The sequence below is a fragment of the Mycoplana azooxidifex genome, from assembly GCF_014196765.1.
Taxonomy (GTDB): Bacteria; Pseudomonadota; Alphaproteobacteria; order Rhizobiales; family Rhizobiaceae; genus Mycoplana; species Mycoplana azooxidifex.
On the sequence record NZ_JACIEE010000005.1, the window covers coordinates 159,868 to 180,006 of the forward strand.

The window sequence follows — 20,139 nt, forward strand, 5'->3', positions numbered from 1 at the left end:
TTACCTCCTAAGCGCGGTTGCTTCCACGAAGCGATTGCGGAAGTCGAAATCAAGAGTGGTCGTCCTCGCCGAGGCAATACGGATCTGGCAGTTGAAGGTTGTAGATGTCCGACCACTCGGGGGAGACCAGGCCGAGTAGATTTGGCAAGTCCCATAGGGATAGATGTTGGTGAAAGTCTCGATAATGTTACCCGTGTTGCTATCCACAAAGCGCATATCGACTAGGGGGAAGTCTCCCTGCAATTTCGGGATGTCGGCGCTGTGGGTACAGATGCCCTTAAGAAGCACCTTACCTCCGGTGTTACCATGGGCTAGCGTCACGGACCCGATGCCCGCCCAGCTATTGGTAACGGAGATAGTGGTAATCGAGTTCGTATAGGCCGTCGCAGTAACCGTGACTTCATTGTTCCCTATCTCTTCGTAGGTGACACCCCCGAGGATCAGCTTATCCGCGGTAATAACGCGAGTGGCGATCTTAGCTGCGGTGATGGCAAGGGCCGCGATCTTGCTGGTTATGACCGAGTTCGTCGCAAGCTTGTCGGCGATGATCGCCCCATCCACGATCAGTTCAGAGTTCTTCTTGCGACGGATAAGCAGGTTCGCCACAAAGGCAGCGCCATCGCCAGTGCTGCCCGCGGCACGCCGCATCTGAACAAATCCGATGGTGACCGTGCCCGCTGGCGCCGTGATCTCGCCGCTGGCGGTAGCCCAACCCGTAGAACTGATGGTCGCGGACACGGTGCCGTTGCCAATGGATGCACCAGCGGCATCCCTAAAATTCATCAGCAGTTGGAACGTCCCGGCGATGGACCCGCCGCTGCCGGCATAGTCAAACTGGGCGTGGAACTTGTCACCGGGTGAGCATTGAATAGTCCGCGAGGTGGCCATCAGATCAAGAGTAGCGGTGGCCTCGTACCGAGCGATGAAAGGCGAAGGTGCTGGGGACCTAGAGGTGCCTTGCACCACAGAGATGTTAGTGGAGATGGTATCCCATCCGTCCAGTGTCCCGACAGCCGTGCCAAAGAACCCGTTCGGGATGACGTTCTCAAAGTCGACCAACAGGAGCTCTCGTGCGGTGATCGAGTTCGCCACCATCTTGTCGGACGTGATCGTATTGGCTGCGATCTTCGCCGCAACAACGGCCTCGGCCGCAAGCTTAACCGTGGTAACAGCCTCAGCACCAATCTCGGTAGCAGTGACTGCCCCCGCTACAATTTTGCTCGTCGTGACCGAGTTCGTCGCAAGCTTGTCGGCGATGATCGCACCATCCACGATCAGTTCAGCCGTATTGCGCTTGCGCATCGAGACGTTGGTGAAGAAAGCGAATTGCCCAGTAGAGGTTCCCAGCCGAATAACGGTAAGCCGACGAATAGCAGCAGCCCCCGCCGGCGCTACCACTATGCCGGCTGCAGTTATCCAACCCGCACCCGTCGAGGGTGCTACAATGTTTGAGGTGGAAAGCTGGCTCCCACTTTCGTCGTTCCAAGCGACCTGAAGCTGGGCATTCAAGGTCGGAGGGGACCCGCCACCGGCGACATCCATGCTCACATAGTATTCATCACCCTCCTTGGTAGGCACGTTGAGCGTGAAATTTGCGGACTGGTTGGACGCATCAACAGCGAGAGTGCCGATATAGGGAGACTTTCCCGAGCGATTGGAGCCGGGAACTACTCCGGCAAAACCTGAGCCACTCCAGCCATCACCCGACCCGCCGGCGAACTGGCCATTCATCACGACATCGGTCGTATCGCTGACCAGGATCTTACCCGCGGTGATGGCGTTTGCCGCCACCTTGTCACCAACAATGGCACTGGCCACGATCTTGGGCGTGGTGATCGCGTCATCTGCGATAGTCGTGGTGGTGACCGCGTTGTTTGCGATCTTACCAGCAGTGACAGCCAGAGCCGCAAGCTGCGCATCGCCAATAGCCGCGTTGGCGATCTTCGACTGCACGATAGCCGCATTGTCGACCAGCTCAGTCTTGATGGCGCTCAGCTTCACCTTGATGGTGCTGATGGCACGATCGGCGATCTTGAGTTCTTCAACTGCACCGTCCATCAGCTTGGCAGCAGTGATGGCCGCATCCGCGATCTTCGACGCAACAACCGCGCCATCGAGAATGTCCTCGGCGATGAACTGCACGTCGGGCGTGGTCACCGGCTGCCAAGTGCTCCAGGCGAACAGTTCGGTGTTGCTGTTCGTGATGAACTTGGCCCGGACTTCGTAATCCTCGTTCCCCACCAGCGAGAACGGGGCGAGCAACACCTGCCCATCTTCAGGCTGGTCGAAGCGGCCGACAAAAACCTTCTTTTCATCGTCGGCGCGGCGCACCTGGAAGGCGATGGCACGAATAGCAACATCTTCCGCATTCCAGGGCCAGACCAGCAGGATTGCGGGCCGGCGATCGTTGCCGTTGGCATCCTTCACCGTGTCAGGGAACACGCCGAAGCCGGTCAGAACCTGCGGCTGGGGCTTGACGCGGCCGATTGGTCCGACGCTGTCCGGCAGTTCGTAGTCGGTTGACCAGTCGTAGTCGGCCGGATCAAGTTCCGAGAACGCGGCCGACTGGTTGACGTTGCTCAGGTCATCGATCGCGCCGAGCTGGAAACGCTTGTTGTCGTACCCGTTGCGCGCCGACGTCCACGAAATAACGTCCAGCGGTTCTAGAAGCTTGGCCGCCGGTGCGAACACGCCCTGATGCGACCGGAAACGACGGTTCGCTTCAAGCGCCGCGCGCATGAGCCTCTGCACCTGGCGCTTGTAGGGCACGGCCTCATAGGTGAGGTTGGCGATCAGTCGGCGGCCGTCGTCTTCCTCTTCGAGGTCGGCCCGGTAGCGCGGCGGCGCATCCTTCGCGGCCCATGCCTCATCAGGCTCCGGATAGCTGGCATGCGCGCCGTTGTAGACCTTCTCCAGGCCGGGGAACGGATTGAAGCTCTGCGGCTCGGAGACGATGAGGTTTTCATCGGTGAAATAGTAGACAGGCATTCCGGGGTTGCCGCTCACGGTCTTGTAGATGCCGCCGTTCTCGGCCGTCTTGCCGTTGCAGGCGCGGTCCAGCTTCTGGCAAAGTTCGATCGGCTCGAGATCGCCCTTCACCTCGAAGCCGCAACGGAAGTTCATTTCCGTGCCGCCGGCCTTGATCGGCACCAGGCGGTCGCATTCGTTCATGGCGGCAAACCACGACGAAACCGGCAACTGGAACGCGCGCATCCCCTGGCCGCCATACACCCACTCGCCGCCGTAGTAGATGCCGCGCATCACGTTGTACTGGATGACCTTCGGATTGTCCGACCATTCATAGGTGCTGCGGTCGCCCCACCGGTGCGCCCCGGAGCCACCGGCCGTCGTATCCTTGCGAGGATCGTAGAGCTTGATCCCCTCGACGACGAAGGTGCAGCGCGGCGGGCCCGTCAGGACGTCCCGCTTGAACTGCGCCGTGACGATGGCGTAGGGCACGCCGCGACCGAGCATGTCGGACGTCCACGGGCGTTCGGGATGATCCCCGAATTCGGCGATCAGCAGTGGATCGGCGGTGGTCTGCGTCCCGTCATAGAACTTGATCCACAGCGCGTTGTCGCCGTCGTCCTCGAAATCGGTGACCGGAAAGCCCCAGTCGCCATACTTGGTCTCGTCGTAGTCGATCGTGCATTTTTCGCCGTTGACGAACAGATCGACGAGCCCATTGACCGGCAGATCGCCGAGCGAAATCACCTGCGTCAGATAGGCGTTCGGCGTTTTCCCGGCCGTTCCGAACGTGCCGACATATTCCAGTTGCCCGGTCGTGGCGTATGTCCCCACGATGAAGGAAATAGGATTGTCGCCGCCGACCTCGATCTGCCCCCGGACGCCGACAGGGTCCGGTTCCTTCGTCATCGCCTTCGCCAGGAGGCTGGCGCCGATCTTCAGCGCCAGGCCGAAAATTGCCTGCCCGAACGCACCGAGGCCGCCGATCGCCGAAGCAATGGCCGTCACAAGCGCGGTGATTGGATCGGCATGCGCAGCCGAAGGCATCGCCAGGACGAACCAGGCGGCCAGAAGGAGAACCAGAAATTTCATGGAGAACCCGGAGCGTTACGCAGAGAGCCAGCGGCGGCGGATGGAGGAGATCAACAACGCCGAGGCCGAGCGTGCCGGGCTGCGCGACATAGATTCGCGAGCCCTGGACGATGCCGAGGCCGTGGCCGGTTTCGGTATCGATGACGGCGATGTCTCCGACTTGCGCCATGGCAGGATGGACCTCAGCGAAGAGCGAGGCGGCATAGTCGACGTGACTGTCAAAGCCGAGCGTCTTCAACTGCAGCATCCCGCCGCGCAGCGTGCGATAGCGGCCGAGGAAGTTGGCGTAGAGATTGACCCCCGTCATCGCCTCGACGGCGCCGGCCGCGAACAGCGTGCAGTCGAACTCGCCATAGGCAAACGGCCTGCGGAAAGCGCCGTCGATGTAGGTAGACAGGCTCGAATACCAGTCGTCTTTGCGAACGATTTCCATCGGCATCACCCCATCGTCTCGCCTTCACGCTCGCCCCACCAGTATTGCCACTGGCCGGCGACGGTGTTGTATTGGCGGAACTTGTCGCCCGACCGGAGCTTTTGCGCCTCGTGCGACTTCTTCGCAGGGTTCGTCCGGGTCAGCATGCGGCTGTGCGACACGCAATCGAGTTGGATAAGCGTCACGTCGCCCCGCCACAGACGCGGCGCGAGGTCGGCGACCAGGAAGTCACCCCCGCCCGTCAATGACGCCTCCTGGTGCTCCTGTAACCACCAGCGCACGGACTGGATGCGGAGCTTGTCAGCGAACTCCGGGGCGGTTAGGGGGAAGGTTAGAGCCATGCGCCACCTTTGCTGGAAATTAACTCGTTAATGGGATATGCGGCCGCGGCGATGCAATGGAGCATCCCCGCGCATTGGGCATGACATGGAAAAGACATTCACCGGAGCACCTGCCGAAGCCATCCACTTTCTCGCAGACCAAGTGTCAGGTCTCTCCAGCCGCATCCGGCAACTTGAGTACGAGCGTATAGCCGATCAGATTATCGCCAAGATCCTGCTATCGGCCCTGAAGGCTGGAGACAGCGCCGCGTCCGAGGCCGCCATTTACCTGCTGCAGTCGAGCAGAGACGACTACGCCTCAATGCTGATCAAAACCGATTTTGGAGAGACAGGAATTTCCGCCGTCGAACTCGACCGCATGCGTTGGAGCTTTCAGGTCACGATTGACCGGATCGACTATCTCTTGAATTCAAGCAAATCCCCAAATGCGCCTGCGCTCACCATCATCGACGGGGGCAAGAAGTAGTTATCCCCTCGCATGCGGGTCGTCGTTGTAGCGCTTGATGTCGTCCTGCACGCCATTCCGGCGGTACTCGCCAAGCCCCTGCTGGACGGTGCTGGCGCTTTCCTCGCGAGAGAGTTTCCTGACATGCGCATCCAGCGTGCCATCCTTTTTCATGAAGACCTCCACGTCGACCTTGACCGAACCGGCGCTATTGCTGTTCGCCGCCGAGGAAAGCAGGTGCTCGGTCTTGTGGTTCGGAACCACCTGTGAGCCTCGCGGCAGGTTGACAAGCTCGCGGCCGCGCTCTCCGACGATGGCCAGCCCGCCCGGCGCCGATTGTGTTCCATCGGCAAACAGACCGGGCAGCAGGCTTCCGGAAACGGCCGCAGCCCACTGCGTTCCTGCGCCATTGGTCAGATTGCCCCAGAAATTTCCGAGCAAGGTGCCCAATCCGCCGCCGCTGACGCCACCACCTGGAGCCGCCGGGAAGAGGCCGGCGAGATTGCTTCCCAATGCGCCGAGGCCGGACCCGAACTGGCCGAGCCCCTGCGTCGCGCCGGCTGAGGTCGAAGCAAGACTTGCCAGCGCATCCGACGCGTCAGTCGCGCGACGCACCTGCAGATCGACAGCGTTGAACCAGTCGGTTCCGACGCCGTTGCTATAGTTCCCCGACAGCATCTCTAGCTGCGACTGCCCGTTGAACATTCGCGTCGCGCCGGTCGCAAAACCGACATGGCCGCCCGTCTGCATGGATGATAGGCCGTTCGACTTCAGAAGCACGTCGCCGCGGAGCACCTGGCTCGGGTCAACCTGGCTGCCCCAGTTCTGGAACGAGTTCGCGAGGAGCGAGCCGCTGCCATCGACCCCGACCTGTTGCAGCGACGAGTTGACGAAGGCCGCACACCAGGCGGTGCGCGCCGCATCGATGTCGACGCCACCCTGCTTCAGGAAGCTGTTGATCTGCGACACATTGGCGGTCTCAGTCGAGCCGAGCAGCGCACCGGCGAGATCGACGGCGCCACCGGGGCTGGCGACGTTCGAATTTGCCGGGTTGAACATCCGCGTGGTACCGGCAGCAGTGCTAGATCCGCGCGAACCGAAGATCGAGCCCACGACCGAGCCTGCGACGCCGCTACCGCCTGCGCCACTGCCGGCCGAAGCCCCTTGATCTCTTCGCGCTGCTGCGCGGTGATCTCGCGGCCCTTGTCCTGCGCCTTCTGCAAAAGATCCATCTCGAACCGGAGCGCCTGCGCTGCAATACCCGCCTGTCCCGAGACTTCGGCCTCAAGCTGCATCTGGGCTACGCGGTCGTTGGCGGTCTTGATCAGATCGCGATAAGCGTTCTCGGCGCGCTTCGCTTCCGTCTCCGCCTTTCTGTCCGGTTCGCCGGCAAGCGGAGACGGCTTGCGTTCCGGAATCGGCACACCGACAGTGACGCCGTCCGAATTCGTGATCGTCGCACGATCGGGGTCGCGGTCGAGTTCGTAGAGCGGCCGGCGCTCCGGCACCGGCGTGGCGCGCGGAACGAAGTCGGTATCGCGATAGGTGCGGCCGTTGTCGGTGAACGTCCGATTGCTGAGGATGTCCTGAACGGTGGCGGCGCCCGCTGTCGCCGCGGCCCATTCGCCTCGCGCCTCCTTTGCCGCCTCTAAGCTACGATAGAAGGCCGAAGAGACATCATCGATGCTGGCGCTGAAATCCTTGAGAGCCTGTAGCCCGAACTTGGTGATGGCGTCGTCAAGCGTGCTCCTGGCCTTGTCGAAGTCGGCAACCGTCGCCGTGCCGGCCGTGACACGTTCCCTCAGATCGTCCCAGGCATAGCCCAGCGCACGCACGGTGTCGTCCGAACCCGGTCGCGCCCGCAGCGCGGCGAATGCCGAGACGGCCTTGTCGCGCAGAGCGTCGAGTTTGGTGGACGTTTCCTCCAGGATCTTGGTGGCAAGCACCCCGCCGGCCTCGCGGCCCTGGTTCAGCTTGTCGGCGCGATCGAGTTCATCGACATAGGCCTTGAGCGCAGGCGTTGCATCACCCCAGATCTTGGCGGCATTGCGGATGATGTCGTTCTGCTCCTTCAGGAGCTTGTTCGCTTTTTCGGCAGAGCTCTCCGCGGTCATGAAATACTGGATCAGCGCGGCGCTACCTGCCACAAGACCGATTGTGATAAGCGAGAGCGGGCTTACAACCGAGGCGAAGGCGGCGGCCAGGGCCGACCCGGCGCTCTGCCCGCTCGCCTTCATCTGCTCGAACACCATCGACAACTGCGTGCCCTGCTGCAGGGCGATTTGCAGCGGCGCCATGCCCATGGCGGCGGTTACGCCGATGTCCTGGAACTGCGCAGCGATGTTGGCGGTCTGGAAGCTCCCAGGATTGAGGTTCGCCGGTCGCTGACCGAGGACGCCGTTCTGGTTCGCAGGTGTGATCTTCTGCTGCGCTGCCAAGCGGGTATTGGCCTGCTCGACAGCGCGGGCAAGATCCAGTTGGCCGCGCTGCGCGATCTGCGCGGCATCGGCCATCAACCCGTAGCGCTTGTAGATGCCATCGAGGATGACGGTCGCCTGCGTCATCTCGATCTTGCCGAGCTCGACGCCGCGCGTTAGCTGGTTGATGGCGGCATTGAAGCGCTGTGCGGAGGCGAAGCCGTCGACATACTGCCGCGACAGCCGCGCAAGCACATTGCCGGTCTGGCTCACTTTCTGGTCGGTCTCCGTAAACTGGAAAACGACCTCCTTGCCAGAGGCGGACATGGCCTTGTCGGCAGCCACCTTGCGGGCAGCGCCGGCCGTGTAGGCGCTCTCGTCCATGTCGGCGACGACGCGAAGACTGCGAACCTCAGTGACCATTACCGCTTCGCCTCATCTTGCTTTTTCTGGCGATCGTCGGCGTCGGCCTTCTCCTTCTGGAGTTTCAGCCATTCGCCGTCGACGGCGTTCATGAACAGGTGGAAGTGGCGAAGATCGTCGCCGTGGATGGAGTGGTCGCGCGCATATTGGCTGAGGGCGAGGTAGCTGATCGGCCCCTCGCCCCCAAAAGTCCCATAGAAGCGGTCGTATTGAAGCGCGTCGAAGGCGCGGAAATAGAGCTCGTGCCAGTGCTCCGGCTCGAACTCCTCGTCGTCTCCCTCCGGCTGCAACCATTCCTCATCCGGGAAGGCTGCAGCCAGTTCGTCGAGCCAGTCGTAGAAGGCAACCGCCCCCGCCCGCTTTATGCGGCTGCGGAAGGCTTTGCGGAGTTTCCCACCTCGTCCTCGACGAACTCGATATCCGTCTCGGACACCTGGCCGGCGCAGTATTCGACGGCGGCGACAACGTTGCGGTACTCGGGGTCGGCCAGGATCTCCAGCGCCTTGTCCATGGAATAGGTGACGTCCAGGCCGCGCCAGCCGTGCAGGATGTGCTTGGCATAGAGCTTTCCGAGTTCCCCTACCATGACCGCGGAAGGGATCGCCGTCTTCTTGTGTTGCCGCGACAGCCGCTTGAAGAGGATATCCCGGGCGGTCTGGTAGGCCGGCAGGTGGAGCGACGAGACATTGAACTCGACGCCGGGCCAGTCCGGAAACTCGATCCAGTCGCCTTTTTCTTCGCGCTTCAGATCTGCCTTGAGAGAGGAGAGCTTTACGACCATCAGAGATCACCTTCGGGAGTGGAGACGAGGCCCTTTTCACGCATCAACTGCGCGAACTCGGCCGATACCGGGGCGCTTTCCACCCCGGCGATGAACTGGACCGGCGTTTTCCCATCCGGGTAGCCGGTGAATGAAACCGCCGGAACAAAGGTTTCGGCAGGCGTCGGGGACGAAAGTTCACGCTTCCTGGTCATGCCGGCGTCCGCGTGATGGTGATGGAGGCGCCCGACGTGCTGTCGTAGCGCGCCTGGAACGGCACCTCGAGCAGCACAGCCCGGCCGTTGCCGCCTACGGTCGGCCCGCCGTCGAGAAGCTTCACCTTCGGCAAGGCGATGGCGTAGGAATTGCCCAGTTCATCGGTGAGCGTCGTCGAGAGCGCCACGTCGTCATGATCGAGGATGGCCTTGTAGGTGTCCATGTTCTCGAACAGCGTCGTCAGTGAGCCGGTCACCTCGAAGCGACCGAGACCGTGCGAATAAGGCTCGTAGGAGCCGATGACGTCGTTGGCATAGATGTTGTTACGGATGCTGACGTTCATCGCCTGCACCTTCGGCGCGTTGGCAATGCCGGTGAAGGACATGGCGGAGACGTTCAGGCCGGCATTCATGACCGGCGTATCGGTCGCAGCCGTGTACGTGGCACCAGACAGGATCGCGCTCGTCGGAGCGGGCGAGCGGATACCCATGATGCCCCAGTTCGCGCCGATCGACTGCTTGGAGGAAAGGCGAAGATCCAGCGTGTTCCAGCGGCAACCGACGTAGCGGATGAACGTGTCCGTCGCGCCCTGCTCGAACATCTTTTCCAGCGTGCCCGCCTGGTGCGCCACGCCGTTCTTCAGCACGTTGGTCGCCCAGTTCGCGCAGAGCAGCCGCTCGAACCACGTGTCATAGGTTCCGTAGGAGAGCAGCGTATTGATGGTGCCCTGGACCATCCGGCCGACGTCGACGATCGACGCGACGTTGCGGTCGGCGCGGATCTCGTCGGGAATGTCGGTCTGCTTCGAAATGCGGATGTCCGAAGAGACATAGCGCATGGTCTGGAACGTGGGGGTCGTCGGTGTGGTGCCGATGACGGTTTCCGTCACGTCGGCAAGGCGGACCTGTGAGCCGTCAGCTACGGTCATGGTAATCTCCTATGGTTGAGAGTGCCGGCGTTACGGCGTGGGGAGGCTGGTGGTATCGCGGCGATACCAACGGACGGTCGCCGCGATGGAGAAATATCCGGGGAAGTCCTGTCCGGGTTCACCCGCTCCGATCGACATTTCCGGCATGAACAACGAGCCGATCGGCTGCTCGCGAAAGAGGTTCAGGAGGTCATTCGCCCAGACACGCGCCTGACGGCTGCCTTCGCCCGATTTGGTCATGACATGCAGGTAGGCCACGCCCTCCTCGAGGAACTGGTTCGCCTGTGGCGCTCCGAACGTCTCCTGCGCGTAGCTGTCTCCGTAGACCTCGACGAAGACGAACGGCGCGCCGGCATCGAGCAGGTGTTGCGCGAACTCGTTTTCGAAGACGAGCGCGGTTGCCGCCCAAGCCGTCTTCAAACGGTTCTCGAAGGCGTCGAACGTTGCGGGACTTGCCATGTGTCAGACCTGATTGATGACGACGGAGGGATAGGTGATCGGCATACCGGTCTGCCGGTCCCTGCGCGGGGCGAGCGTGGTGCGGCCAGCCCTGAACGCACTGGATCGGCGGTTCGTGGCCGCGACACCGCCTACAGTGCCTCCCTTGAGGATATACGGGATGTCAGGATGGAGGCCCGAACCGAGCTCAAGCCAACGCGTCTCGAAGCTGAACGCCGACGAATTGCGCCCCTCATTGCCGAAGGCTCTTGCCAGCGCCCGCTTGGTGCCGTCGAAGATCGCAAACCGCTTCGTGCCGAGGACGCCGCTTTCTGCTTTGCGGATGTAGGGCTGGAAGTTCGTGATGATCACTTCGTCCTCAGGCCCGATGCCGTCGAAATTGGTGACGATCGCCCGGTTCACGATGACGATGAAGGAATTCCGGAACCGCCCGCTTTTGACGGGTGTTCTGCGGATCGGCCTGAATAGCCGCGTTGCCGGAACACCACTTCGTCACCGGGCTCTCGTCGATCGCGATCTGCTTCGTCAGGATCATGTCTTCGAGCTGCTGGAGGCTGCGGGGCATCCAGAGCGCCTTTTTCGACTGCATCCCCATCCGGCCTTGGCCGTGGATCATGATCTTGAGGCCGGAGCCATACTCCTCCTCCGGAGACCACACCCAGGTTTCGAGCCCGATACGGTCGCACGCCTGACGGAAATCCGTGAGGAATGCCGGGTCGACGACCATCACCTCGACGTCGAAGTCGTTGACGAGCTTTTGGACCTCGGTCGACACGAAATCGTATTCGATCGAGCGACCCGGCACAGCGTTGATCAGCTTTGCCGCCGCCCACTCGACATATTGCGCGTGGTCCTCTTTGGCCCGTTCGGCGAGCTTGTATTCTGGCTTCCAGTACCGGACAGTAGCGTGCAGCACGTCGTCATCGTCCCGGAAGCCGACGCCAAGCGCTGTGAGGTCGTTCTTCTTCGACAGATCGAGCGACAGGAACACTGTCCGACGCTTCGCCTGCCTCAGGTCGACTTTCTGCTGAACACCTTCCCAGGCGTCCAAATCGATCCAGTATTCCGACGAGCCGACCGGCACTCCAAAGTAGAGCCTTTCCGTCTGCAGCCGCGTCCCCACCGAGTGCCGCGACGAGTTGACCTCGATCCGGACGTTCTCGATCGGGAATGTGATGCCGAGGCACGGCATGGACTTCGGCCAGCAGCTTTCGTCCTCGAACGGCTTGTCCTTGGCGTCCACCCTGGCGATGAAAGCGAAGGCGGAATCGTCATCGGCCTCGCCGCGCAAGATGCGCTGATGCGTCTCGCTCCATTCGGTGGCGATGATCTGGTCGGCGGCCGGCGTATTCGTGCTCATCCAGAGCAGGAAATCGCCCGGCATCTTCGCGCCGGCAGAGCGCCACGTCTTGAGCGACCCGTCCGACTTCCATTCGTGGATCTCGTCCGCCGCCACAAACGACGGCCGGGGACCGTTCACCTTCTCGTCACCTGCAAGCGCCCTGAACTTCGATCCTGTCGCCGGGTGCTCAAGCATCCATGTCATGTCGCCCGTGCCGCGCGGCAGGACGTCGCCGCGGCCAACGAGGGATTCCCCTTCATAGGCCGGGTCGGGCATCTCGGCATTCGCCATCGCGACGGCATCACCGAACAGGACGTTCGCCTGGTTCCGGTCTTTCGCGATCGCGTAGCATTCGGCGCGCGGGATGCCACGATAGGCCAGCGTGTAAAGGCCGATGGCGGCAGCTACCGGCGATTTGATCTGGCCCTTGCCTGCCTCGACCCACGCAGTGCGGAACCGGAGCCGGCTGCTTTCCTTCCGAAACCATCCGAACAGCGAACCGACGACGAACGTGGTGTAGCTCGGAAGGTTGAACGGCTCGCCAGCCTTGGCGCCAGCCGTCACCGTCAGCATTGCCGGGAAGAACCCGAGCGCATGGGCTGCCTTCTCCGGACGCCACACCAGGCCGCGCTTGTGGCCGTTCTCCAGGTCGTCGAGGTGGCGCCGGCAAGCGCGTATCGCAAACTCGCCAGCAACGGTCCTCCCTTCCACGACATCGCGTGCCCAGGCGGTGGTTGGATCTTCAACCTCGACCGGTGTAGGCATCCGCCGCCCTTGGTTTCGGCTGCTTGCGATCGATCTTCGTCGCCGAGCCACGCCGACGCGGAGAGATCCCGAGCTCGGCCTCGAGCGATGCGGCGTCAGATCCGGCTTCGCGCATGGCCGTGAAATATGGGCTGATACGCGCAATCGCCTTGCTGTTGCCCCGCCGCGGCTTCGTCACCACGCCGTTTTCAGCAACCTCGCGATACATGCGATCGAACATGATGTAGGCGCAAACCAGGCGCTGGATCGAATGCCCATTGGCTGCCGCGAGCAACTGGCGCTCCTTGAGCTCCGTCGTCACGATGCGCCAGTGTTCCTTTGCTGCGGTCTGCTCCAGTTCGTCGTTGAACAGATGCGACCATTCCGGCTCCGACACGACAGCGCCGGAACCCACGATACTGGTTAGGGTCATGTCACCTCATCCCTTCGGGATGGCTTCAACTTTTTGGTCTGAAATTGGTCTCACTGCAAACGATGGCCCCGGATGGTCAGGCCCCCTGACCGCCTTTGAAGGCGACCCTCCCCCTCCCTGAGGGCTCATGCGGGGTCTACGGGAGTTGCCCTCGCCGTGATGGTGGCTGCCGTCGTGCCGATCACTCGGTCGATGGTGACCGTGACCAGCGGCGCGTCAGGTATGATGTCACCCTCGACGATGAGGCGGACTGCTTCGCCGCATGCCTCCGATCCTATAACCCTGATCCCGACCATCTCGAATGCCGCGCAAATCTGAGGGAGGCATTCAACGTCCACGTCTACTGTTGACCTCATCGCCATTCCCTCCTGCGCTAAGACCCTGCTCGGTGCCATGGGTGATTGGGGTCGAGTGGCGTCCCGTCCGATCGGGCACCCTTGACGATCAGCTTGCCGTCCTGCCTGCGCTTCCCCGTCGCCGTCTCCTTTACGAGGGCGTCGTGATTGCCACAGAGCGTGCGGGTGTTGCTCATCACGTCATAGGCTGTCGGGCCGTCCACGTTCGGCCGACGCTTGATGTGGTCGCAGGTGAGACGGTGTGTCGGTGTCTGGCAGCCCGGTACGATGCAGCGCCATCCATCCCGCTCGTGTGTCGCTTTCTTCAGCGCTCGCCAGTGGGGGGATCGGTAGTAGGTGTTACGTGCCATGGAACGCCTGATACATCTTGCGGCACTCCTCCGCTTCTGCTGATCTGTTTGCATGCCGCCCGCTTCAGGACTGGCATGGTCAACCTTGGGAGGATGGAATGTAGCTTGAACTACACGACAAAGAGGGGCGCAGCATTTTTGTGAACATGGCCGTGGCGACCGAGTTCAGAAAATGGAATCCTGACGATCCCTACACGAACATTTACATGGAATCTTTCGGGGAGAAGGGACACACCGTCCTCGTAGTTGAAGAGCCGAACGACATCATGAACATGATTGTGGTCGAGCAGAGAAGGCTGGCAGAACTGGCCCAGCCTCAATAGTTTGTCTCGGTGCCATCGGTGGCGGAGGTAGGCGGTTTTCATTTGCACTCCCGGCGCACCACGACGCGAGGTCGATAACCTCGCCATCCGGGCCAAGCAGTACCCAAGGCACGATGACGACCTTGCTGCAGGCGCCGGCGTCTGGCTGGGCCTCGATCGTCTTCTTTGGCTGGATGCGTATTTCCGGCTTCACCTGTTCTACTGCTGCCAAGGCTTGGGAGGATATGAGGGCAGCGAGGAGAGCGAGGCGGGTCATGTACGGCAAGTCTGACCTTCCGCCAGACCAGATACGATGCTGCTATCCTTGGGGTGTCTCCGCAGAGACCTCGTAAGGACCTCTGCCCAGAAGTCTGCCCTGCCGCCGCAGATTTCGACCACCTCATATCCGATCAGGATGGCGGTGCCATGAGCGGTGCTCACGATCTTGGCGAAGGCGCAGTCATCGATGGCGCGTTCAATAGCTTCTTCTTCGAGACTCTGGCGCATGGGATCTCCTGCTTCGGTAGGTTGGGAGATTGACTGCTTCTGATCGCCCAGCCGGAGCCTTTGCCGATCTTCATCGCTCTCTCCAACGAAAAAGCCCCGCCGGTTAAGGCAGGGCTATGCGGCTCTAGGCCGGGGTGATCGCTAAACGGCCAGCCGGCCAGGTCAAAACGCTGGTTTCTCAGGGCTTTGAGGGTGATCGCCTCGCGAAGACCGGCAGGAGCGCTGATGATGGTGGCAACTGCTTCCAAAATGGAAGTGGTTCGATCCTCGCCTGCCTACAGGCTCATGCCCCAGAGGCAGGCTCCCGACGGGATTCGAACTCCGCGACCTCTCAGGATTAGCCAAGCGCTCTATCCGGCTGAGCTACGGGAGCCTGTTTGCCCTCTGAGACTTCCAGGACGGCCGGGGCGCAACTCCCGGCTTTCGACGCGGGGTCCTCAACGATTGCTGATGAGGTTCGTCCGCTGCGCAGCATCGCGCCGTCCTGTTCCCTTGCGGGATGATGTGCGAGGGGCCGGGATGCTCCCCGGCTGTCAGACCCTACCCTCCGAAGTCTGCAGGATGAGTGCAGTCCTCGTTTGTGGGATCAACGGGCCATGGCGCACTTGCCAACCCTCGCTTCCGGGAGGCTGGGCATTACGCGCCGGTCACTGGCTTCCCAGCTTCCGCTTCTATCCGACGCGCTGCTCCCGAACTGTGAAAGGCGACCGGTGCCGCCTTAATACTGACCACTCGTGCATGGGGTGAACAGCCGACGAACGCACGGTGAACCTGAGTTTAGCGCTCCGGAATATGCGGAACGACTCACGATCGATTCACGAACCAACTATCCCAATGGCTTAACCCAATTGGGTGAGCCGGCGATGGCTAGTGCAGCATGCGCCCTACAAGCAGCAGAAACCCGATCAGCAGTAGTGCAGCAGCAACACCGATGACAACATCGCGGTAGTTATTGTCCATGAGTGAGGCATGGAGGAGTCGGCCGTCACAATCAACCCGTACCGTTGTCTTATGCCGCCTCGCGGGCGCGGCGCTGCTCCCGACCTATGATTGGTGGGCCAAGCCGGCGCTCCGTCACATCCACGGCTTCACTTGTCTCGGATCGGTGGAACATCAGCATCCCATTCACTCAAAACCCTTGCCACCAGAGGCAATTGGAATGAAAATTTCCGCACTAGAACCGCAAGAGTGGAGGATGCCGTGACCAGGCGCTTCTTATTCGTTGTGACGCTGACAGTCTTGGCTCTATTGGGCTGTCAATCTGAGCGGACAGACACTTCTCAATCACCAGCCAATGATACCAGTCGAGGCGATTCCGGCGGCGACAGTTCAGGCGGCTCCGGCGGTTCCGGCGGTTACTGAGACGACGCTAGGATGATCCATGGACAAGTCCGGCCTCTCCTTCGTGATCCTTTTATGCGCCTTAGCCGCCATGGTGCTGAGTGTAGGGCTCATGAACACCCGGGAACCAGTTGTGCCGCCGGACGATGCATCGCTGATACCGCCGCCAGATGTTCAGGACCAGCCGCTTTAGCGCTATGCCGCCTCTCGCGCTGGCAGCGTATCGCTTTCCGCTTTGCCGCCCACGAAATGGTTCCTTGCTATTCCGATGTGCTGCGCGCACTGTGATTTGTCGGCAGTCTTTTTCAGGGCGCTGCTGCTTGAGGGCTAGGTACCCTGGCCCCGGCGCGAAAGGAGGACGCAATGTCTTCCACGAAGCATGTCGATTTCCGGATTTGTGACATCTGGATCATTCAAAGTATGCTCAAGCGAGCTAACTACTTGACCGCCAATCTCCGTCCCTTGCAGGGCCCCTTGTTCTGCCGCTCGAGTGAGGTCCTTGGACGCTTTCTGAGGGCAGCATGAGCGGCTTGGCAACAAAGAACGGCTTTGAGCCCCGACTGGACCCCAACGGAACATGGAGCGTGTTCGACACTCTGTCGGGTATGCCCGCAACACGGTCGATTGTGCCTATCTGCAATCTCTCTCAGGTCAAGGCGACAGATATCGCGAGGGCGATGAACCGAGCTCCCGCGATCTCACCATCACGCCTGCACCGCTATGCAATCCAAGGACTTCCGCCCATCCAATGATTTCGGATCAAAGCCGCGGCCGCGTGTCCTAACCGGGATGCGGTTTTGGGGGCAGGAACACGTTGGTGGTGGCAGCCACGACCTGTTCGCGGGTAATACCGCCGTGCCGGCGAAGCCCGATGCCTGCATGCTGCCCGAAGAATGATCTTAGGAATTATGGCATTGTTCTTCATGGGAGCGGAGTGGTGAAACCTCCGCGTGGCCCGGCGAGTATTCCCTCTGATGAGGTCCGCACTGGACAACCACAAATCACCTATACGCGAGATTCTATGCGACTGCGTCGACTGGCGCAAGCCCCTCGCAACTCTCCAGGGTGTCCAACTCCTTGATAATCCCCAATACTCGCTGCTTCAGGCCATCCGGGAGGGACTGGATTGCCTTCTGCGCCTGCTCGCGAACATTGAACCGAACTGCCCTGCCTTTTCGTGGGATGAACCGGCGCAACTGCCCGTGCAGAGCGTCGCGCCTGGACAGGCGCTCGGCCTCGGCGTGCTGCGCCATGCCAAACTGGAACCTCTGCGTTTCGTCGAACTCCTCCAACAGAAGCATGCGCATGTCCGCTTCAGAGAAGCGCAGCGGGCCACTCTCCCGGCTCGACTGCAGGAAGCACATGACACCGTCTACGGACCGTACCTTTTCGAAATCAAGGCTCGGCAGATTCACGATCACGTAATCCAAACCCGTGACGGCGGGTCGATCCGGTACCAACTGCCATCCGCGTCGAGGAAGTACTGCAGCCCCTCGGTGATGAAGTCGCCGGCCATGTCGTTGAACAGCAATTCGCAGATCGTGCCGTCCGCCTTGACGTCCTTCATCGGGCGCCACGGGTTTTCGCGGTCGTGGGCCTCGCGGGCCTGTCGTTCGGCGATGGTCACGCTGCCCCCTTCACAAATGCAAGTGGGGGCGTCGTCAAGTTTGCGGCAGCCGCGTTCTGCCTGCCGATCGTGTCAGTCATCGGAACATGTTGCGAGTTGGGTGGTTGTTGGACGCGGAGGTCGAGTTCATGACCACACACAAAACCGGAAAATGGCTGAGAGCCGTCTTCGTTGAGATTGAGTTTGAGGAAGAAACAGCAGTGCTCCAGATCGACAACACGCGGGAGGCTGCCGAGTGCCTTTCGAACCTGTGGCCCTACGACGACGGGATCGAGTTCTTGAATGCTGTTCGGCTTTGCTCGGCAGCGATGGATGGGAGAACTGACGACGAGAGCGCCCGAGTTGCGTTCATGGCGGCGGCCATGGAAGCCGACATCGCCGTTCCGATACATTGACACGTAATGCTTCATGCTGCTGCCCCTTGCTTAGGGCCCAGTTCCCGCGCATCCAGGCAAAAAACGCTTGCAATGCTGCGATTGGAGGGCGACTTACCGCCGAGGAAGCCCGAGTTGCCAAGCACTAGTCCGAGGACCGGAAGATGGACCCGAAGTTTTGGAACAAGCCGATCTGTTTTGAAGCTGCCAGCTCGCAGGAGTGGCGCATAGTGAATAGCACGGCTGAGGCCGCGTTGATCTTGATGAACCAATGGCCTCTGGCGAGCGGAAAGAAGTTGGTCAAAGCCAAAAAGGTCTGCATCAAAGTGCTCGAAGGAAAGCGCTCGGTCGATAAAGCCCGCGTCGCCTTCATGAAGGCCGCCAAGGAAGCGCGCATACCTGTCGAAGGTTAGCACACAGCCCCAAAGGCGTGCTCCTATCTGCCGCACGTTCATATCCCGCCCCTCTCTCGCTGTGCGTCCCTTTCAGCGGTTTCCCCAGCCAGAATAGCCGCGAGGAAGCTGCATGCGTCCCCAGCATCGCCGGCGCCGGGTGATGCCCACATCTCCATCCGGACCAACTCGCCGAGTTGTCGTGCTTCCTCGTCGCCAAGCTTCGCGCAGAAGTCTTCCGCAGCCTTGCGGAAGCCGTAAGCGAGGTTGCAAAAATTGGCGTAATCAGAATCCGTCATGCCGCCACCTCGCCCTGACGAGGGTGCAACTCACGCGCCTGGTGCAACGCTTCAATGAAACTTGAGTGATCGACCCACTGTTTTGTCGACATATGAGCAGGCCACATCTCGTGATGAACATCGCGTGCGGCTATCCAGTAGCCGGTTGCACCTGGAACCTCCTCCAGCACGAAATTCGTCACTCTCCACTGATCGTTGCGCCACAATTCTACCTCTCCGGCGAGCAAACGGTTGTCGTCTAGACCGTGTTCGTCTCTGGTCATATGTCTTCCTTTCCAAGCGGCTGATAGCTGTCTGGGATTGCTACAAAGCGCCGATCCACGCCGACGAATTCGAAGCGGACGGACCCGACCATTCCGCAAATCGGTTGGCGGCGAATCTTCTTGGCGATGACGAAGGTTTGCCCCCTCTCGTAGTCGCGGTAGACCACGATCCCGGCATCGGCTTTGTTGCGCCAATGTGCACTGCCGGCCAGGTCGTACAGGCTCGGCACTGGGTCCTTGCCGTCTTCCGTCGCCTTCAGCTTTGTAGGGTGGATGACCATCCAGACGGTGCAGTCGTGAAGCTTCCCGAACCGCTTGCACTTCGAGATGAGCTGCGAGACAAACTCGGTTTCCGTCATCTTGTCCGGTCGCGATGCTTCGATCTCGTTGTAAGGATCAAACACCACGTTTCTCACGCCGTATCTGATGACCGCCGCCCTCGCGCGCTCCAGAAGCCAGTCGATCGACGGCGTGTGCTCGATCGTTCCGAGGAGGAAGACGCGCTCGCGAAGCCACAGCATTGCGTCCTCGACGTCGCCCGCACTCATTCGGATTGTCGGCCCGTCGTAAAAAGGATTACCCGCCCAGATTTCGCAGAGATCCGCAACCTGGTTTGCAAAGCCTGTCTCTGGCGAGAAGATTGCCCACTTCTCCTCCCGCATACGGGCGGTCTGAACGATCACCTGCGAAAGCCATCGGGACTTGCCGTGGTTAGGGCAACAGGCAGTGTTGGAAGTCTGGGACATAATCGATGTTCATTGGCGATCGTCCTCGCGTGACTTCTGCTGCCTTCTTTCCTGTCGATCACACCAGCGATGAGCATCGCTGATGCTTTTCGCTTCCTTGTCCCAGTCATACTCGGCGCCGTACCATTCGAGCTTGTCGCCGAACCGCAGCGCCCTGAGCAAAAAATGTCGGCCGAGCGCCGTCATGGGCAACCTCACCACATTCCCAGCGGACTGGTCGAAGGCGCAACCAGATCGTGTCAGATGAACAGGAAAGAGGAATGTGCCGTCGCGCAGTGGAATGACCTTGATCATCGATCGGGCCTCATGCGTATCTCCGGTGCATCCGGTCGCTCGGCGGCGCGCTGATAGTCTTCAGCCGCCTGCTGCAACACGCCCAGATGTTTTCGTTGAGTTTGGATTTCGTAATCGGGCCGCTTTTTCGGCCCGTTCGAGAATGTTTCCAGCCAGTCAGCCTTGGATGCCGCCATCCTGCGGATATCCTCGGCCATGTCGGCACAGGATAGTCGCTCCGGCGCCGACATCAGGCAACCGCTCCCTCGGATCGCTTGCCAACGTAGACCTGCCGCACCTGAGCCCAAG

Annotated in this window: 27 protein-coding genes, 1 tRNA gene and 1 pseudogene; 5 read left to right on the forward strand and 24 right to left on the reverse strand. The window is 61.0% G+C overall.

Annotated features, from left to right (window positions below; genetic code table 11):
* The 3 genes and pseudogenes from GGQ64_RS12650 to GGQ64_RS12655 form a co-directional block, all read right to left on the reverse strand.
* On the reverse strand, positions 1–4,059 hold the full coding sequence (locus GGQ64_RS12650) for a phage tail protein (protein ID WP_183804704.1): 4,059 nt from the start codon (positions 4,057–4,059) through the stop codon (positions 1–3).
* A 58-nt stretch (positions 4,060–4,117) separates the two neighbouring features.
* Positions 4,118–4,498, reverse strand: a pseudogene (locus tag GGQ64_RS28290) (DUF6950 family protein); the annotation flags it as partial.
* Positions 4,498–4,737, reverse strand: coding sequence for a hypothetical protein (locus GGQ64_RS12655; protein WP_183804706.1), 240 nt, complete (start codon positions 4,735–4,737; stop codon positions 4,498–4,500). The pseudogene GGQ64_RS28290 and the gene GGQ64_RS12655, both read right to left, overlap by 1 nt.
* 181 nt (positions 4,738–4,918) lie before the next feature.
* Between GGQ64_RS12655 and GGQ64_RS12660 the strand changes: the two genes are divergently transcribed.
* Positions 4,919–5,299: a hypothetical protein gene (locus GGQ64_RS12660; protein WP_183804708.1), complete on the forward strand. Its 381-nt coding sequence runs from the start codon at positions 4,919–4,921 to the stop codon at positions 5,297–5,299.
* Here GGQ64_RS12660 and GGQ64_RS12665 read toward each other — a convergent pair whose 3' ends face one another.
* From GGQ64_RS12665 to GGQ64_RS12720, 12 genes are all read right to left on the reverse strand, one after another.
* Positions 5,300–6,247, reverse strand: a complete 948-nt coding sequence (locus tag GGQ64_RS12665; RefSeq protein WP_183805484.1) for a C40 family peptidase — start codon at positions 6,245–6,247, stop codon at positions 5,300–5,302.
* A complete protein-coding gene (locus tag GGQ64_RS12670; protein ID WP_183804711.1) occupies positions 6,223–8,118 on the reverse strand; it encodes a phage tail length tape measure family protein in 1,896 nt (631 codons plus the stop codon). Before GGQ64_RS12670 ends, GGQ64_RS12665 begins: the two co-directional genes overlap by 25 nt.
* Entirely contained in the window at positions 8,118–8,408 is a 291-nt protein-coding gene (locus tag GGQ64_RS12675) for a hypothetical protein (RefSeq protein ID WP_183804713.1), read from the reverse strand. The genes GGQ64_RS12670 and GGQ64_RS12675 overlap by 1 nt, the downstream gene beginning before the upstream one ends.
* 71 nt (positions 8,409–8,479) lie before the next feature.
* Entirely contained in the window at positions 8,480–8,899 is a 420-nt protein-coding gene (locus tag GGQ64_RS12680) for a hypothetical protein (protein WP_183804716.1), read from the reverse strand.
* Entirely contained in the window at positions 8,899–9,093 is a 195-nt protein-coding gene (locus GGQ64_RS12685) for a hypothetical protein (RefSeq protein ID WP_183804718.1), read from the reverse strand. Before GGQ64_RS12685 ends, GGQ64_RS12680 begins: the two co-directional genes overlap by 1 nt.
* Complete coding sequence (locus GGQ64_RS12690) at positions 9,090–10,022, reverse strand: phage tail tube protein (protein WP_183804720.1); 933 nt, start codon at positions 10,020–10,022, stop codon at positions 9,090–9,092. Before GGQ64_RS12690 ends, GGQ64_RS12685 begins: the two co-directional genes overlap by 4 nt.
* Before the next feature lie 30 nt (positions 10,023–10,052).
* The gene (locus GGQ64_RS12695; RefSeq protein ID WP_183804722.1) at positions 10,053–10,481 is read right to left on the reverse strand and encodes a hypothetical protein; all 429 of its coding nucleotides are present in this window, start codon (positions 10,479–10,481) and stop codon (positions 10,053–10,055) included.
* A 3-nt stretch (positions 10,482–10,484) separates the two neighbouring features.
* Entirely contained in the window at positions 10,485–10,883 is a 399-nt protein-coding gene (locus GGQ64_RS12700; protein ID WP_183804724.1) for a hypothetical protein, read from the reverse strand.
* The gene (locus GGQ64_RS12705) at positions 10,840–12,588 is read right to left on the reverse strand and encodes a terminase large subunit (RefSeq protein WP_183804726.1); all 1,749 of its coding nucleotides are present in this window, start codon (positions 12,586–12,588) and stop codon (positions 10,840–10,842) included. Before GGQ64_RS12705 ends, GGQ64_RS12700 begins: the two co-directional genes overlap by 44 nt.
* Entirely contained in the window at positions 12,566–13,000 is a 435-nt protein-coding gene (locus GGQ64_RS12710; RefSeq protein ID WP_183804728.1) for a P27 family phage terminase small subunit, read from the reverse strand. The genes GGQ64_RS12705 and GGQ64_RS12710 overlap by 23 nt, the downstream gene beginning before the upstream one ends.
* 125 nt (positions 13,001–13,125) lie before the next feature.
* Positions 13,126–13,356, reverse strand: coding sequence for a hypothetical protein (locus tag GGQ64_RS12715; protein WP_183804730.1), 231 nt, complete (start codon positions 13,354–13,356; stop codon positions 13,126–13,128).
* A gap of 17 nt (positions 13,357–13,373) precedes the next feature.
* A complete protein-coding gene (locus tag GGQ64_RS12720; RefSeq protein ID WP_183804732.1) occupies positions 13,374–13,706 on the reverse strand; it encodes an HNH endonuclease in 333 nt (110 codons plus the stop codon).
* Between the two features lie 146 nt (positions 13,707–13,852).
* Between GGQ64_RS12720 and GGQ64_RS12725 the strand changes: the two genes are divergently transcribed.
* A complete protein-coding gene (locus tag GGQ64_RS12725; protein ID WP_183804734.1) occupies positions 13,853–14,029 on the forward strand; it encodes a hypothetical protein in 177 nt (58 codons plus the stop codon).
* A gap of 252 nt (positions 14,030–14,281) precedes the next feature.
* On the opposite strand, the gene GGQ64_RS12730 is transcribed toward GGQ64_RS12725, so the two are convergent.
* Together GGQ64_RS12730 and GGQ64_RS12735 are read right to left on the reverse strand one after the other, a co-directional pair.
* Positions 14,282–14,515 carry a hypothetical protein gene (locus GGQ64_RS12730; RefSeq protein ID WP_183804736.1) on the reverse strand — a complete coding sequence of 78 codons (234 nt, stop codon included), beginning with the start codon at positions 14,513–14,515 and terminating at the stop codon, positions 14,282–14,284.
* A gap of 299 nt (positions 14,516–14,814) precedes the next feature.
* Positions 14,815–14,888, reverse strand: a tRNA-OTHER gene (locus GGQ64_RS12735).
* Positions 14,889–15,896: 1,008 nt separating this feature from the next.
* On the opposite strand from GGQ64_RS12735, the gene GGQ64_RS12740 reads away from it, so the two are divergent.
* The gene (locus GGQ64_RS12740) at positions 15,897–16,049 is read left to right on the forward strand and encodes an exopeptide (RefSeq protein ID WP_183804738.1); all 153 of its coding nucleotides are present in this window, start codon (positions 15,897–15,899) and stop codon (positions 16,047–16,049) included.
* Positions 16,050–16,875: 826 nt separating this feature from the next.
* Here GGQ64_RS12740 and GGQ64_RS12745 read toward each other — a convergent pair.
* The gene (locus GGQ64_RS12745) at positions 16,876–17,277 is read right to left on the reverse strand and encodes a hypothetical protein (protein ID WP_183804740.1); all 402 of its coding nucleotides are present in this window, start codon (positions 17,275–17,277) and stop codon (positions 16,876–16,878) included.
* Positions 17,274–17,483: a hypothetical protein gene (locus GGQ64_RS12750; protein ID WP_183804742.1), complete on the reverse strand. Its 210-nt coding sequence runs from the start codon at positions 17,481–17,483 to the stop codon at positions 17,274–17,276. Before GGQ64_RS12750 ends, GGQ64_RS12745 begins: the two co-directional genes overlap by 4 nt.
* A gap of 128 nt (positions 17,484–17,611) precedes the next feature.
* Here GGQ64_RS12750 and GGQ64_RS12755 point away from each other — a divergent pair, with 128 nt between their 5' ends.
* Positions 17,612–17,878 carry a DUF982 domain-containing protein gene (locus tag GGQ64_RS12755; protein ID WP_183804744.1) on the forward strand — a complete coding sequence of 89 codons (267 nt, stop codon included), beginning with the start codon at positions 17,612–17,614 and terminating at the stop codon, positions 17,876–17,878.
* A gap of 143 nt (positions 17,879–18,021) precedes the next feature.
* Positions 18,022–18,270, forward strand: a complete 249-nt coding sequence (locus GGQ64_RS12760; protein ID WP_183804746.1) for a DUF982 domain-containing protein — start codon at positions 18,022–18,024, stop codon at positions 18,268–18,270.
* Between the two features lie 38 nt (positions 18,271–18,308).
* Here the strand turns inward: GGQ64_RS12760 and GGQ64_RS12765 are convergent, their stop codons facing one another.
* The 5 genes from GGQ64_RS12765 to GGQ64_RS12785 form a co-directional block, all read right to left on the reverse strand.
* Complete coding sequence (locus GGQ64_RS12765; RefSeq protein WP_183804748.1) at positions 18,309–18,548, reverse strand: hypothetical protein; 240 nt, start codon at positions 18,546–18,548, stop codon at positions 18,309–18,311.
* Positions 18,545–18,811: a hypothetical protein gene (locus GGQ64_RS12770; protein WP_183804750.1), complete on the reverse strand. Its 267-nt coding sequence runs from the start codon at positions 18,809–18,811 to the stop codon at positions 18,545–18,547. Before GGQ64_RS12770 ends, GGQ64_RS12765 begins: the two co-directional genes overlap by 4 nt.
* On the reverse strand, positions 18,808–19,494 hold the full coding sequence (locus GGQ64_RS12775) for a P-loop NTPase family protein (RefSeq protein WP_183804752.1): 687 nt from the start codon (positions 19,492–19,494) through the stop codon (positions 18,808–18,810). The genes GGQ64_RS12770 and GGQ64_RS12775 overlap by 4 nt, the downstream gene beginning before the upstream one ends.
* 72 nt (positions 19,495–19,566) lie before the next feature.
* Positions 19,567–19,851, reverse strand: coding sequence for a hypothetical protein (locus GGQ64_RS12780; protein WP_183804754.1), 285 nt, complete (start codon positions 19,849–19,851; stop codon positions 19,567–19,569).
* The gene (locus GGQ64_RS12785; RefSeq protein WP_183804756.1) at positions 19,848–20,081 is read right to left on the reverse strand and encodes a hypothetical protein; all 234 of its coding nucleotides are present in this window, start codon (positions 20,079–20,081) and stop codon (positions 19,848–19,850) included. The genes GGQ64_RS12780 and GGQ64_RS12785 overlap by 4 nt, the downstream gene beginning before the upstream one ends.
* Positions 20,082–20,139 lie beyond the last annotated feature (58 nt).